The following is a 14,115-nucleotide window of genomic DNA, read 5'->3' on the forward strand; positions in this document are numbered from 1 at the left end:
AGGTGACGCTAATCGATGCGCGGGGCGGGGTGGGCCATCGTTGTGACAACGCTGCCGATCACCGCGAGCGTTGTCACAACGATGGCCCACCCCGCCCCCGTCCGCGCACCCGTCAGTCCACCTCGTCAGTCCACCTCGGCGGCGGCCCCGGCGAACTGCGCCTCGTGCAGCCGCGCGTACGCCCCGCCCGCCGCGACCAGCTCCTCGTGCCGCCCCTGCTCCACGACCCGCCCGGCCTCCATCACCAGGATCAGGTCGGCGTCGCGGATCGTGGACAGCCGGTGGGCGATGACCAGGCTCGTGCGGTCGCGCCGCAGCTGCGCCATGGCCTGCTGCACGACCCGCTCGGTGCGGGTGTCCACCGAGCTCGTCGCCTCGTCCAGCACCAGCACCTGCGGTCGGGCCAGCTGGGCCCGCGCGATCGTCACCAGCTGCTTCTCCCCGGCGCTCAGGCGGCCCGCGTCGTCGTCGACGACCGTGGCGTACCCCTCCGGCAGCGCGTCCACGACCGTGTCCACCGACGCCGCCCGCGCCGCCTCCAGGACCTCCTCGCGGGTCGCCGACGGCCGCGAGTACGCGATGTTCTCCTCGATCGTGCCCTCGAACAGCCAGGTGTCCTGCAGCACGATCGCCGCCCGCGAGCGCAGGTCCCGCCGCGACATCGTCGCGGTGTCCACGCCGTCGAGCAGGATCCGGCCCGAGCCCACCTCGTAGTAGCGCAGCAGCAGGTTCACCAGCGTCGTCTTGCCCGCCCCGGTCGGCCCGACGATCGCGACCGTGCTGCCCGCCTCGGCCACGAACGACAGGTCCTCGATGAGCGGGGCGTCGGGGGTGTACCGGAACGAGACGTGCTCGAACTCGACGCGCCCCGGGCCCGAGGGCTTCGGCCCGTCCACCGGGTCCGGCGACAGCTCCGGCGCGTCGAGCACGTCGAACACCCGCTCGGCCGAGGCGACCCCGGACTGCAGCAGGTTCGCCATCGACCCCAGCTGCGCCAGCGGCTGGGTGAACTGCCGGGAGTACTGCACGAACGCCTGCACCCCGCCGATGGTGATCGACCCGCCCGTCACCATCGTCGCGCCCACCACGGCGATCGCGACGTAGACCAGGTTCCCGATGAGCATCGTCGAGGGCATGATCGTCCCGGAGAGGAACTGCGCGCCGGCGCTCGCTGCGTACAGCTCGGCGTTCTTGGCGGCGAACCGGGCCCGGACCTCCTCGCGGCGGCCGAACGCCGTCACGACGTCGTGCCCCGTGAAGGCCTCCTCGATCTGCGCGTTCAGCGCGCCCGTCTCGCGCCACTGCCCCACGAACAGCGGCTGGGACCGCTTGGCGATGGTGGCGACGACGACCAGGGTCAGCGGGATCGCCACCAGCGCCACCAGCGCCAGCCGCCAGCTGATGGTGAACATCATGACGACGACCCCGACCACCGTCAGCGCCGAGACGAGGGCCTGCGACACCGTCTGCTGCAGGCTCTGGGAGATGTTGTCGATGTCGTTCGTCACGCGCGAGAGCAGGTCCCCGCGCGGGGTGGAGTCGACGTGCGACAGCGGCAGCCGGTGCAGCTTGGCCTCGACGTCGCCGCGCAGCCGGAACACGGTGCGCTGCACGACCCGGTTCAGCAGCAGCCCCTGCAGGAACGACAGGCCCGCCGACAGCACGCACACCGCGGCGACCTCGGCGATCGTGCGGGCCAGCCCGGACCGGTCCAGGGGCCCGCCGCCCAGCGCGGCCCGCACGACGAGGTCGGTCGCGTCCCCCAGCAGCCTGGGCACCAGGACGGTGAGGGCCACGCTGGCGAGGGCCAGGACGGACACGACCGCCAGCCCGGCCGCGTCCGGGCCCATCCGGGACAGCAGGCGCCGGGCCGAGGGCCCGAACGTGACGGCCTTCGCGCCGGGCGGCCCGGCCATCCGCACCGGACCCCCGCGCCCGCTCACGCCGCCACCTCCAGCTGGCTGGCGACGATCTCCTCGTACGTCGGGCAGGTCCCGAGCAGTTCGCGGTGGGTGCCGCGCCCCACGACCTTCCCGCCGTCCAGCACGACGATCTCGTCGGCCTCGACGATGGTCGAGACCCGTTGCGCCACCACGAGGACGGAGACCCCGGGCAGGTCGCGGGCGAGGGCGGCGCGCAACCGCGCGTCGGTTGCGGTGTCCAGCGCCGAGAAGGCGTCGTCGAACACGAACACCTCCGGGCGGGCCACGACCAGCCGCGCGATGGACAGCCGTTGCCGCTGCCCGCCGGAGACGTTCGTGCCGCCCTGGGAGACCGGCGCGTCCAGCCCCTCGGGCCGGTCCCGGACGAAGTCCTCGGCCTGCGCCGTCCGCAGCGCCGCCCACAGCTCCTCGTCGGAGGCGTCGGGGCGGCCGAAGCGCAGGTTCGAGGCGATGGTCCCGGCGAACAGGTACGGCCGCTGCGGGACCAGCCCCACGCGCCGGCGCAGGTCCCCGTCGGCCAGGGACCGCACGTCGACGCCGTCGAGCAGCACCGCCCCGGTCGAGGCGTCGGCGAGCCGGGTCGCGAGGTTCACCACGGTGGTCTTGCCCGAACCGGTCGAGCCGATGACGGCCGTCGTCCGGCCCGGGGCGACGTCGAAGGAGACGCGGTCCAGGACGGGCCGGTCGGCGCCGGGGTGGGAGAACGACACCTCGCGGAACTCCAGCCGCCCCCCGGTGCTGGCGGGGGCGACGGGGGCCTGCGGCTCGTGGACGCTCGGCGGGCTCCGCAGGACCTCCTGGATGCGCCCGGCCGAGACCGCGGCGCGCGGGCCCATGACGGCCAGGAACGTCGTCATCATGACGCCCATGAGGATCAGCACCAGGTAGGACAGGAACGCGATGAGGGAACCGATGCCCAGTTCCCCGGTCTCCACGCGGCTCGCGCCGAACCACACGACGGCGGCGCTGGCCAGGTTCATGACGAGCGTCACGAACGGGAACACGACGGAGAACAGCCGGCCCGTGCGCAGCGCGACGTCGGTGAGCTCGGCGTTGGCCCGCTCGAACCGGGCCCGCTCGGCGTCCTCGCGCACGAAACCCCGCACGACCCGCAGCCCCGTGAGCTGCTCGCGCAGCACGCGGTTGACGGTGTCGAGCCTCTTCTGCAGCTGCCCGAACAGCGGGCCCAGGCGCGTCATGACCAGCGCCATGACGGCGACCAGCAGCGGCACGGCGACGACGACGAGCCAGCTCAGCCAGACGTCCTCGCGCAGGGCCATGACGATCCCGCCCACGCACAGGATGGGCGCGGAGACGATCATGGTGCACGTCACGAGCACGAGCATCTGCACCTGCTGGACGTCGTTGGTCCCGCGGGTGATGAGCGAGGGGGCGCCGAACCGCCCCACCTCGGCCCTGGACAGGCTCAGGACGTGGTCGAACACGGCCGCGCGCACGTCGCGGCCCACGGCCATCGCCGCGTGGGCGCCGCAGCGGACGGCGGAGATGGTCGCCACGACCTGGACGAGGGTGACGGCGAGCATGAGCGCACCGGTGCGCCAGATGAGGCCGGTGTCCCCGGTGACGACGCCCCGGTCGATGATCTCGGCGTTCAGGCGGGGCAGGTACAGGGAGGCGACCGTCTGCAGGACCTGCAGCACGACCACCGCCGCCAGCAGCCCGCGGTGCGGGCGCAGGTGTTCTCGCAGGAGGGTGAGCAGCACGGCAACCAGGTCTAGCAGCCGGGGCCGGGCCGGGGCACCACCCTTTCGTGGCCCGGGCGAACCGCCCCGCCCCGCCCGCCCGCACCCCCGTGATCGAGCACTCCGGTGATCAAGCGCAGCGGTGGTCGGGGACGGGCGCGGTCACAACCGCCCCGCCGCCTTCAGCGCCAGGTACCGGTCCGCCAGCGCCGGCGCCAGCCCCTCGGGGTCGGCGTGCACCACCTCCACGCCCAGCCGCGTCAGCAGCCGCGCCGTCCGGTCCCGCACCGCCGTCGCCGTCTCGGCCGCCGCCGCGGTGTAGACGGCCTCGGCGTCGGAGCGGTCGCGGGCCAGCGCCGCCAGGGCCGGGTCGTCGACGGCGGCCAGGACGACGGTGTGCCGGGTCGCCAGCTGCTCCAGCACCCCCAGCAGCCCCGAGTCCAGGACGGAGGGGTCCAGCGCCGTCAGCAGCACCACCAGCGAGCGCTGCCGGGCCGTGGTCCGCACCTCCGTCGCCACCGCGTCCCAGTCGGCCTCCACGAGGGAGGGTTCCAGCGGCGCCAGCGCCTCCACCAGCGAGGGCAGCAGGTCCCCGCGCGCGCCCCCGCGCACCCGCGCCCGGACCCGGCGGTCGTGCGCGACGAGGTCCACGCGGTCCCCGGCGCGCGAGGCCAGCGCCGCGGTCAGCAGCGCCGCCTCGATCTGCGCGTCGAGCCGCACCGTCGGGTGCTCACCCTCCAGCCGGGCCGCCGAGGTGCGGGAGGTGTCGACGACCAGCAGCACCCGCCGGTCCCGCTCGGGCCGCCAGGTGCGCACGACGACGGCCTGCCGGCGGGCGCTGGCCCGCCAGTCGATGGAGCGCACGTCGTCGCCGTCGACGTAGTCGCGCAGCGAGTCGAACTCCGTGCCCTGCCCGCGGTGCTGCACGGCGCTGCGCCCGTCCAGCTCCCGCAGCCGCGCCAGCCGCGAGGGCAGGTGCTTGCGGGAGGTGAACGGCGGCAGCACGCGCAGCCGCCCCGGCACCGGCGCCGACCGCTGCCGGCCCGCCAGCCCCAGCGGCCCGGCGGTCCGCACCGTCACCCGGTCCGCCAGCCGGTCCCCGCGCCGGGTCGGGACGAGGACGACCTCCAGCCGGCGGCGCTCACCGGGGGGCAGGTCCAGCCGGTGGCGGGTGCCCGTGGCCCCCGCCGAGGGCACCCACGCGTCGCGCAGTACGCCCCGCACCCGCCGGCCGCCGGTGTTCTGCACGAGCAGGCCGGTGCTGCGGCGCTCCCCGAGCCGGACCGCCGGCAGCGGCGGCCGGCTGATCGCCAGCCGCCGCGGCGAGGGGGCCAGCGCGGCGTCCAGGCCGACGAGCACCGCGCACACGAGCAGCCACACCCAGAACGCGGCCCAGCCCGGCCAGGCCACGACGAGGACCAGGCCCAGCAGGGCCAGGCCCGCGGACCGCCCCGTGACGTGCACCCCGGCCCCCGCTCAGCGCGGGACCGGGACGGAACCCAGCACCGAGTCCAGCACCGCGTCCACGCTCACCCCGTCCAGCTCCGCCTCCGGGCGCAGCTGCACGCGGTGCCGCAGCGTCGGGCGCGCCAGCGACTTCACGTCGTCGGGGGAGACGTAGTCGCGCCCCGACAGCCACGCCCACGCCCGCGCCGTCGCCAGCAGCGACGTCGCCCCGCGCGGGGAGACGCCCAGGGCCAGCGAGGGGGACTCGCGGGTGGCGCGGCACACGTCGACGACGTAGCCGATGACCTCGCGCGAGCACTGCACGCGGCGCACCGCGTCGGCCGCGATGGACAGCTGCTCGGGCGTCGCCACGGCCCGGACGCCCGCCGCGGCCAGGTCGCGCGGGTCGAACCCCGTCGCGTGCCGGGCCAGCACCTCGACCTCGTCCTCGCGCGGGGGCAGCGGCAGCGTGAGCTTGAGCAGGAACCGGTCCAGCTGCGCCTCCGGCAGCGGGTAGGTGCCCTCGTACTCCACGGGGTTCTGGGTGGCCGCGACGATGAACGGGTCCGGCAGCCGGCGGGGCTCGCCGTCGATGGAGACCTGCTTCTCCTCCATGGCCTCCAGCAGCGACGCCTGCGTCTTGGGGGGCGTGCGGTTGATCTCGTCGGCCAGCAGGATGTTGGTGAACACCGGGCCCTCGCGGAAGGAGAACCGCGCGGTCTGCGCGTCGTAGACGAGCGAGCCCGTCACGTCGCCCGGCATGAGGTCGGGGGTGAACTGCACGCGCTTGGTGTCCAGGTGCAGCGCCGCCGACAGGCTGCGCACCAGCAGCGTCTTGGCCACCCCCGGCACGCCCTCGAGCAGGACGTGCCCGCGGCACAGCACGGCGATGACCAGCCCGGTCACGGCGGCGTCCTGGCCGACGACGGCCTTGGCGACCTCCTGGCGGACGGCCCGCAGGGCCTGCCGGGCGTCCTCGACGGCCTCGGTCGAGGGGGTCTCAGTCACGGTTGCACTGCCTTCCTGGGTGAGGTGCTGCGGACCTGTCGCGCGACGTCGCGCTCGAGGGCTTCGAGGTCGACGGCGAGGCGGACGAGGGCGGGGTCGTCGCGGGGGTCCTGCCCGGCGAGGAGCTCGCGGACCGCGGGGGCGGGGCGGCCGGTGGTCCAGGCGACCTGGTCGGCGACGTCGCGCACGTCGGCGCGCGCGTCCAGGCCGGTCCAGGCGCGCAGCCGGCGCGACGTGGCCTCCCGCAGCGCCCGCGCCGCCCGGTCGGACGCGCGGGCGCTGGCGTACAGCCGCCCGTGCCCCTCCACGGTCTCGGCCGCGCGCACCACGACGGGCAGCGGCTCGTCGACGAGCCGGCCCAGCCGGCGCCCGCGCCACAGCAGCACCAGGAGCGCGGCGAGCCCGGTGACGCCCACGGCGGGCCACGTCCAGGGCGGCAGCAGCGCCGTCAGCGGCTGCTGCGGGGAGTCGGTGTCGACGGGGTCGGGCAGGTACCAGACGAGGTCGGGGTGGGCGCCCAGCGTGCGCAGCGCCAGCGCCGCGTCGCCGTCCTGCGCGACCCAGCGGTTGGTCATGAGGGTGGGCTGCCCCACGACGGTCAGCGTCCCGGCCGCCAGCGGGGCCCGGACGTAGGAGCCGCCGTAGCAGGCCGTCGCGCCGCCGGAGGCCGCGTAGGTCAGGCCGCCCGCGCGGGCCGGTCCGGCGGCCACCGCGTCGGGGTCGGCGCAGCCGGGGTCGCGCACCGCGGTCGAGGCGCCGCCGGTGGGGGTGACGTCACCGGTGACCGCCTCCAGCGTCTCGGCCGAGGGGCGCAGCAGGACCAGGTCGGCCCCGGAGCCGGCCAGGACGCGCAGCCGCTGCGCCGACAGCAGGTCCGGGTCCGTCACCAGCACGGTCGTGCCGGGGCCCAGCGCGCGCGAGGCGTCGGCGAACGTGCGGGCCTCGGTGACGGTGACGCCCTGCGCGTCCAGGACGCGGGCCAGGGCCCGCCCCCCGGCGGGGTCGGCCGAGCCGGGGGCGAGGGCGGCCTCGTCGGTGCGCGGCCGCAGCAGCGCCAGGGCCAGGGCCGTGACCACGACGAGCAGGACGACCAGCAGCGCGCCGCGGTGGCGGCGGACCGCCCGGCCGGCCGCGCCGACTGCCCCGGTGGAGGTGGGGGTGGCGGTGCTCACGCGGGGACCACGGGCCGGGCCGCCGCCACCTGCGCCACGACGGCGCGCAGGTCCTCGTCGGTCCCCGGCGTCGCGGGGCGCCCGCCGTAGCGGACGTCGTCGAACGTGCGGGCCGCGCGGGCCAGGGCGTCGGCGCAGTCGGGCAGCGCCCGCGCGGCGGCGGTGGTGATCTCGGTCGCGGTGCCCCCGGGCCGGGGCTCGACCAGGGCGCGCTCCTCCAGGGAGCGCACGAGCCCGCGGAAGCGCTCGGCGACGGCCAGCGCGTGGTCCCCGGCGGCGGCGGCCGCGTCGGCGCGGGCGAAGTGGGCCGTGGCCGGTTCGGGCGCGGCCTCGAACACGGGGGCGGCCGCGGCCTGCCGGGCGCTGCGGCGCAACGGGCCGCCGACGAGGTAGACGGCCCCGGCGAGCGCGGCCAGCAGCAGCACCACCACGACCACCGACGTCCACCCCGTGCCCAGCCCGGGCACCGACACGCCCTGGAGCCGTTCCCACAGCCACGTCCACGCGCGCTGCAGCCAGGACCCCTGCGACTGGCGGTACTCCGGGCCCGCCAGCTCCTCGGCCAGCCAGCGCCGGGCCTGCGCCCGGTCCGGCTGGACGGGGACGGCGGACGGCCAGGTCACCGCGCGGACGCCCGGTGCAGCTCGACGTCCAGACCCTCGCGACGCATCCGCAGGTCCACGTACAGCAGCGCCGTCACCGACGCCAGGAACGGGTAGGCCACGATGCTGCCGGCCATCTGGCCCACCGTCTGGATCGCGTTCTGCACGACGATCGAGCCCGTGCCGGTGCTGCCCGTGGCGGCCCCCACGGCCCCGCCGACGGCCGCGAAGGGCACCGAGACGGCCCCGACGGCGAACTGCACGACGATGAGCGTGAGCAGCTGGATGCCGAACAGCCGCCAGAACGAGCGCCGGGTCAGGCCGAAGGACCGCTTCAGCGCCGCGACCACGCCCAGCTGCTCCAGCAGCATCGCGGGGGAGGCCATCGAGGACTTCACCCACACGAAGGCCCAGCCCGCGAGCGCGGCCAGCGTCCCGACGAGGACGGCGGCGACCCCGGCGGCGGTGCCGGTCCCGGACTCGGCGAACACCAGCAGCAGCGCGCCGGGGGCCAGCAGCACGACCCACAGCAGGACGCTGGCGAGGGTGATGACCAGGGACAGCCCGATCAGCGGCAGCAGCCGCGAGCGGCACGCCGCCCACAGCTGCCCGAAGGTGGTGGTGCGGCCCAGCACGGCCTGGCTGACGCTGTAGATGAGCATCCCGTTGAGGACGAGCACCGCGAGCGTCTGCAGCAGGCCGCTGAGCACGAGCAGCGGCAGCGAGCTCTGCACGGTGGAGAACACGTCCTCGACCGAGCCGGTGCCGGCCTCCAGGCTGGTGGCCAGGCCCACGACGTCGCGGGTGAACAGGACCGTGGCCAGCAGCGTGACGACCGAGGTGAGCGCCACGACGATCGCGGACAGCCCGACCATGACCCTCGGGTTCTGCCGGAACGCGCGGAACGCGCCGTCCCAGATCTCCCCCAGGCCCAGCGGCCGCAGCGGCACGATGCCGGGGCGGGGGGCGGCCGGAGCGGCGTGCTGCGGCGGGGGACCCCCGGCCGGGGCGCCCCAGCCCGAGGGCGCGGCGGCGGGCGCGGGAGGGGCCGGGTCCTGGTCGTCCGGGCGCTGCCACTGGTCCGTCCCCATGCCGGTCATCGTGCCAGAGGCCCGTGGTCACGGCGTGGTGGTGACCGCGAACGCGGCCGCGGGCGGCAGGATGGGCCCATGAGGGGACGCGTCCTCGTGGTGGACGACGACACCGCGCTCGCCGAGATGCTGGGGATCGTGCTGCAGGGGGAGGGTCTGGAGACCCGGTTCTGCGCCGACGGTGACGAGGCGCTGACCGCCTTCCGGGCCACCCGGCCCGACGTCGTGCTGCTGGACCTCATGCTGCCGGGCACCGACGGCATGGAGGTCTGCCGCCAGATCCGCGCCGAGTCCGGGGTGCCGATCGTCATGCTGACGGCCAAGAGCGACACCGTCGACGTCGTGCTGGGCCTGGAGGCCGGGGCCGACGACTACGTCGTCAAGCCGTTCAAGCCCAAGGAGCTCGTGGCCCGCGTCCGCGCCCGGCTGCGCTCGGCCGGGGACCGCCCGCCGGAGACCCTGCGGATCGGGGACCTGACGATCGACGTGGCGGGCCACTCGGTGCGCCGCGACGGCCGGTCGCTGCCGCTGACGCCGCTGGAGTTCGAGCTGCTGGTCACCCTGGCGCGCAAGCCGTGGCAGGCGTTCACGCGCGAGCTGCTGCTGGAGCAGGTGTGGGGGTACCGGCACGCGGCCGACACCCGCCTGGTCAACGTCCACGTCCAGCGGTTGCGCTCGAAGATCGAGCGCGACCCCGAGCACCCCGAGATCGTGGTCACGGTGCGTGGGGTGGGGTACCGCGCCGGTCCGCTGTGAGGCGCGTCCTCGCGCGCTGGCGGGCCTCCCTGCAGCTGCGCGTCGTGGTCCTGACGACGCTGCTGGGGCTGGCCGTCGTCGTCGGCGTGGGGTCCTTCCTGCTCGACGGCATCGCCGACGGCCTGGTCGCCGAGCGGCAGCGGGTGGCGCTGGCCGACGCGGCCCGCAGCGCCCGGACGGCCCAGCAGCAGTTCGACGCGGCGACGACGACGAGCTCGGCGGAGGTCGAGCAGCTCGCCGGGGACGTCGTGTCGTCGCTGGAGGGCGCCGGCCCGGACCGCGTGCGCGGGGTGGTCCTGCTGCGCGCCAGCAACTCCTCCGACACCGCCGGGTCCGGGCAGGTGGTGGTGCGCGACGTCGCCTCCGAGGGGCTGGAGGCCGCCGACGTGCCGATGGCGCTGCGCCGGGCCGTGGTGGGCTCGGACGTGCAGCAGCTGCAGATCGTCGACCTGTCCGAGGGCTCGGGGGCCCCCTCGCTGGTGGTGGGGTCCACCGTGACGCTGCCGCGGGCGGGGGAGTACGAGCTGTACTTCGTGTACTCGCTGGCCAGCGAGGAGCAGACGGTCTCGCTGGTGCGCACCACGTTCGTGGGCGGCGGGATCGCGCTGGTGCTGCTCGTGGGCGCGGTGGCGTGGGTGGTGGCGCGCATGGTCGTCGAGCCGGTCCGCGAGGCCGCCGGGACGGCCGAGCGCCTCACCGGCGGGCACCTCGACGAGCGGATGCGCGTGCGCGGCAGCGACGACCTGGCCCGGCTGGCCCGGGCGTTCAACGAGATGGCCGCGGGCATGCAGCAGCACATCGAGCAGCTGGAGGAGCTGTCGCGGCTGCAGCGCCGCTTCGTCTCGGACGTCTCGCACGAGCTGCGCACGCCGCTGACGACGATCCGGATGGCCGGTGAGGTCCTGCACGACGCGCGCGAGGGTTTCGACCCGGCCTCGGCCCGGTCCGCGGAGCTGCTGCTGACCCAGCTGGAGCGGTTCGACGCGCTGCTGTCGGACCTGCTGGAGATCTCCCGCTTCGACGCCGGGGCCGCGGCCCTGGAACCGGACCCGCAGGACGTGCGGGTCCTGGTGCACCGCGTCGTGGAGTTCACGGCCACGCTGGCCGAGCGCCGGGGTTCGCAGGTCCACGTGTCCGAGCCGTCCGGCCCGTGCACGGCCGAGGTCGACGCGCGGCGCATCGAGCGGGTCCTGCGCAACCTCGTGGGCAACGCGATCGAGCACGGTGAGGCGCGGCCGATCGAGATCACGGTCGTCTGCGACGACAACGCGGTGGCCGTGGGGGTCCGCGACCACGGCGTGGGGTTGCAGCCGCAGCAGCTGCCGCGGGTGTTCGACCGGTTCTGGCGGGCCGACCCGGCCCGGGCCCGCACGACCGGCGGCAGCGGGCTGGGGCTGGCGATCGCGCTGGAGGACACCCGGTTGCACGGCGGCTGGCTGGAGGTGTGGGGCCGGCCCGGTCAGGGGTGCCACTTCGTCCTGACGGTGCCGCGCACGGCGGGCCGGTCGCTGCGCAGCTCCCCGCTGCCGGTGGTCCCGCTGGGCTGGCGCGACGCGGTCGCGGCGCTGCCCGCGGGGCCGGGGGCGGGGGAGCGGGCGTGAGGCGGCGCTGGGCCGCCGCGGGGCTGGTGGTGCTGCTCGCCGGCTGCGGGGGCCTGCCCCGTTCCAGCGACGTCGTCAGCGGTTCGCGCGTCGTGGACGACCCGCGCACCGGGCTGCTGCAGGTCATCCCCGACGGTCCCGAGCGGGGGGCGGCCCCGGTGGACGTGGTCCGCGGGTTCCTCCTGGCCGGGGCGGCCTCGCAGGACGACCACGCCGTCGCCCGCGAGTTCCTCACCGCGGCCGCCGCGCAGACGTGGCGGGCGGACGCCTCGACGACGATCGTGACCGCCGTCCCCGACCTGTCCCTGGTCAGCCGGACCTCCACCGAGGCGGTGGTCGCGGTGGACGCCACCGCGACGGCGACCCTCGACGCCGGCGGGCACTACGTGGAGGACCCGCCGGGCACGAGGGTGCAGCGGCGGCTGCGCCTGGTCCTGCAGGACGGGCAGTGGCGGCTGGCCGACCCCGGGGACGGCACGACGATCACCGGCCTGGACGCCTCCCGCACGCTGCGGCCCTTCCCGGTGTACTTCGCGACGGGCGGCCCGGCGCCGCAGCTGCTGGGCGACGTGCGCTGGTTCGGCTACGACGGGTCGACCGCGACGCGCATCGTCCGGGCCCTGCTGGAGGGGGCCTCGCCGTGGCTGGCCCCGGGCGTGGTCTCCGGCGCCCCGCGGGGCACGCACCTGCGGGTGGGCACGGTGCCGGTCGCGGCGGGCACCGCGACGGTGGACCTGTCCGACGCCGCGAAGGACGCCGACCCCGCCCAGCGCCTGCTGCTGCTGGCCCAGCTGCGCGCGAGCCTGACGGAGCTGCCGGGGGTCCTGGAGGTCGTGGTGACGGTGGACGGGGCGGAGCTGTCCCGGGCCGGTTCGCAGGGCGGCGCGGGCGCCGCGGACCTGCCGCGCACGTCGGTGCCCGCCGACGGCCGGCTGGTGCTGCTGGGCCCGCAGGGGCTGTCCCGCTGGGACCGGCAGGCTCTGCAGCCGGTCGCGGGCACCGGCCCGGGGCTGGAGCTGACCGGCGGGGCCAGCCACCCGGCGGCCGCGCCGGACGCCGACGCCTACGCGGTGCTCACCGACGAGGGCCGCGTGGTGCGGGTGCAGGCCCCGGGGGGTCCGCTGGAGGCCGCGGTCAGCGGGCGCGGGACCCTCGTCCCGCCGTCGGTGGACCGGTTCGGCTGGGTGTGGACCGCGCCCACGGCGCCGGGGCAGTCCCCGCTCGTGGTGCCGGTCGCGGCGCCGGAGACCCCGGCGGCGGTGGTCCAGGCCCCGGCGGAGGGCCTGGGCGGTCAGCTCGTGCAGGCCCGGGTCTCCCGCGACGGCGTGCGACTGCTCGTCGTGGTGCGCGACGACGCGGGGGCGGTGCACGTCCGGGTGCACGGGATCGTGCGCGACAGCGCGGGCCGGCCGCTGCGGCTGGGCCCGGCGACGGCCGACCTGGCTCCGGGGGCGGTGGACGTGCTGGACGCCGCGTGGCTGTCGGGGGACCAGCTCGTGCTCCTGGAGCGTGACGCCGCGGGCCGGACCGCGCCCGTGCTGGCGCAGGTCTCGGGCCCCTCGACGCGGCTGCCCGCGGTGGCCGGGGCGGTGTCGGTGGCCGGTGGTCCCGGTGAGCGCGACGTGGTGGTCGGCACGGCCGACGGGCAGCTCCTGACCCGCAGCGGGGCCGACTGGATCCCGGTGGCCCCCGGCCGGGACCCGGCCTACCCCGGCTGAGCGCGGCGCACCAGCGGCGGGGGAGCGGTGCTGGCGCGCACGACGAGGCCGGGGGTCAGCGGGGCGGGTTCGACGACGCGGTCGTGCAGCCGGCCGAGCAGGACGCGCACGCACCGGCGGCCGATGGCGGCGAAGTCCTGGTGCACGGTGGTCAGCGGCGGGGCGTAGAACGCGGCCTCGGGCACGTCGTCGAACCCGACGACCGAGACGTCGTCGGGGACCCGCAGCCCCTTGGCGGCCAGCGCGTTGAGCACGCCGACGGCCATGTGGTCGTTGGCGACGAAGACGGCCGTGACCGTCTCCAGGGGCAGCTCGGCCACGGCCGCGTGCCCGGAGGCCGCCGACCAGTCCCCGCGCACCGGCCGGGGCACGACGCGGACCCGTTCGACCAGCGCGGTGCGCCAGCCGGTGGAGCGGGCCCGGGACTCGGCCCAGTCGGTGGGCCCGCCGACGTGGTGCACGGTGCGGTGCCCGAGGTCGAGCAGGTGGTCGGTGGCCTCGCGGGCGGCGGCCACCTCGGCCCAGTAGGCGTCGGCCACGCCCGCCCCGTCCAGGCCGGGGGCCAGGACGCAGGGGAAGGCGGCGTCGGCGGCGCGGACGGCCTCCTGGGAGGAGTCCTCGGGCACGACGACGACGGCTCCGTCGACGTACTGGGCCCGCAGGTCCTCCAGCGCCTCCTGCACGCTGGAGCGGCGCAGGTCGGGGACCATCACGAGGGAGACGGCGTACCCGGCGGTGCGGGCGGCGTCCTGGATGCCGGCCAGGGTCCGGGCCACGCCGTGCAGGGACGTGTCGGCGGCGACGACGCCGATGCGGTGCGAGCGCCGGGTGACGAGGGTGCGGGCGGCGACGTTGGGCCGGTAGCCGATCTCGGCGATCGCGGCCTCGACCCGTTCGCGGGTGCGGCGGGCCACCGAGGGGCTGCCACGCACGACGCGCGAGACGGTCTGCTGGGAGACCCCGGCGAGCTGGGCGACGTCGGCGAGCACGGGGACGCGCGGGTCGGCGTCGGGGCCGCCGGCCCGGGCGGCGCCGTCGTCGTCCTCGGACATGCTGTGGTCCCACTTCCTGGAGA

General features: G+C 76.5%; 11 protein-coding genes. 3 read left to right on the top strand and 8 right to left on the bottom strand.

Features of this window, described 5'->3' with window-relative positions; all coding sequences use genetic code 11:
• Positions 1 to 125: 125 nt before the first annotated feature.
• The 7 genes from BJ968_RS15385 to BJ968_RS15415 all read right to left on the bottom strand — a co-directional run bounded on the left by BJ968_RS15385 (position 126) and on the right by BJ968_RS15415 (position 8,965).
• On the bottom strand, positions 126 to 1,916 hold the full coding sequence (locus BJ968_RS15385; RefSeq protein WP_179756791.1) for an ABC transporter ATP-binding protein: 1,791 nt from the start codon (positions 1,914 to 1,916) through the stop codon (positions 126 to 128).
• 23 nt (positions 1,917 to 1,939) lie between these two features.
• Positions 1,940 to 3,667 (bottom strand): ABC transporter transmembrane domain-containing protein, encoded by a 1,728-nt coding sequence (locus BJ968_RS15390; RefSeq protein ID WP_179753294.1) that lies wholly within the window; start codon positions 3,665 to 3,667, stop codon positions 1,940 to 1,942.
• Positions 3,668 to 3,808: 141 nt separating this feature from the next.
• The gene (locus tag BJ968_RS15395) at positions 3,809 to 5,110 is read right to left on the bottom strand and encodes a DUF58 domain-containing protein (protein ID WP_179753296.1); all 1,302 of its coding nucleotides are present in this window, start codon (positions 5,108 to 5,110) and stop codon (positions 3,809 to 3,811) included.
• Positions 5,111 to 5,122: 12 nt separating this feature from the next.
• Positions 5,123 to 6,100 (bottom strand): AAA family ATPase, encoded by a 978-nt coding sequence (locus BJ968_RS15400; protein ID WP_179753298.1) that lies wholly within the window; start codon positions 6,098 to 6,100, stop codon positions 5,123 to 5,125.
• A complete protein-coding gene (locus tag BJ968_RS15405; protein ID WP_179753300.1) occupies positions 6,097 to 7,272 on the bottom strand; it encodes a DUF4350 domain-containing protein in 1,176 nt (391 codons plus the stop codon). Before BJ968_RS15405 ends, BJ968_RS15400 begins: the two co-directional genes overlap by 4 nt.
• Positions 7,269 to 7,895, bottom strand: a complete 627-nt coding sequence (locus BJ968_RS26760) for a DUF4129 domain-containing protein (RefSeq protein WP_179753302.1) — start codon at positions 7,893 to 7,895, stop codon at positions 7,269 to 7,271. Before BJ968_RS26760 ends, BJ968_RS15405 begins: the two co-directional genes overlap by 4 nt.
• Complete coding sequence (locus BJ968_RS15415; RefSeq protein WP_179753304.1) at positions 7,892 to 8,965, bottom strand: hypothetical protein; 1,074 nt, start codon at positions 8,963 to 8,965, stop codon at positions 7,892 to 7,894. Before BJ968_RS15415 ends, BJ968_RS26760 begins: the two co-directional genes overlap by 4 nt.
• A gap of 78 nt (positions 8,966 to 9,043) precedes the next feature.
• On the opposite strand from BJ968_RS15415, the gene mtrA reads away from it, so the two are divergent.
• Genes mtrA through BJ968_RS15430 form a run of 3 tightly spaced genes read left to right on the top strand, consistent with a single transcriptional unit; the run spans position 9,044 to position 13,040 of the window.
• Positions 9,044 to 9,721 carry an MtrAB system response regulator MtrA gene (gene mtrA, locus BJ968_RS15420; protein WP_179753306.1) on the top strand — a complete coding sequence of 226 codons (678 nt, stop codon included), beginning with the start codon at positions 9,044 to 9,046 and terminating at the stop codon, positions 9,719 to 9,721.
• Positions 9,718 to 11,322: an MtrAB system histidine kinase MtrB gene (mtrB, locus tag BJ968_RS15425; RefSeq protein WP_179753308.1), complete on the top strand. Its 1,605-nt coding sequence runs from the start codon at positions 9,718 to 9,720 to the stop codon at positions 11,320 to 11,322. The genes mtrA and mtrB overlap by 4 nt, the downstream gene beginning before the upstream one ends.
• Complete coding sequence (locus BJ968_RS15430) at positions 11,319 to 13,040, top strand: LpqB family beta-propeller domain-containing protein (protein WP_179753310.1); 1,722 nt, start codon at positions 11,319 to 11,321, stop codon at positions 13,038 to 13,040. Before mtrB ends, BJ968_RS15430 begins: the two co-directional genes overlap by 4 nt.
• On the opposite strand, the gene BJ968_RS15435 is transcribed toward BJ968_RS15430, so the two are convergent.
• Positions 13,028 to 14,092, bottom strand: a complete 1,065-nt coding sequence (locus BJ968_RS15435) for a LacI family DNA-binding transcriptional regulator (protein WP_179753312.1) — start codon at positions 14,090 to 14,092, stop codon at positions 13,028 to 13,030. The genes BJ968_RS15430 and BJ968_RS15435 overlap by 13 nt on opposite strands.
• Positions 14,093 to 14,115 lie beyond the last annotated feature (23 nt).

The organism is Kineococcus aurantiacus (assembly GCF_013409345.1).
Taxonomy (GTDB): domain Bacteria; phylum Actinomycetota; class Actinomycetes; order Actinomycetales; family Kineococcaceae; genus Kineococcus; species Kineococcus aurantiacus.

What these genes read in the sequence shown, in the direction of transcription:
- BJ968_RS15385 (WP_179756791.1), bottom strand. Translation starts at nt 1,916, where the DNA reads ATGGCCGGGCCGCCCGGCGCGAAGGCCGTCACGTTCGGGCCCTCGGCC.
- BJ968_RS15415 (WP_179753304.1), bottom strand. Translation starts at nt 8,965, where the DNA reads ATGGGGACGGACCAGTGGCAGCGCCCGGACGACCAGGACCCGGCCCCT.
- mtrA (WP_179753306.1), top strand. Translation starts at nt 9,044, where the DNA reads ATGAGGGGACGCGTCCTCGTGGTGGACGACGACACCGCGCTCGCCGAG.
- BJ968_RS15435 (WP_179753312.1), bottom strand. Translation starts at nt 14,092, where the DNA reads ATGTCCGAGGACGACGACGGCGCCGCCCGGGCCGGCGGCCCCGACGCC.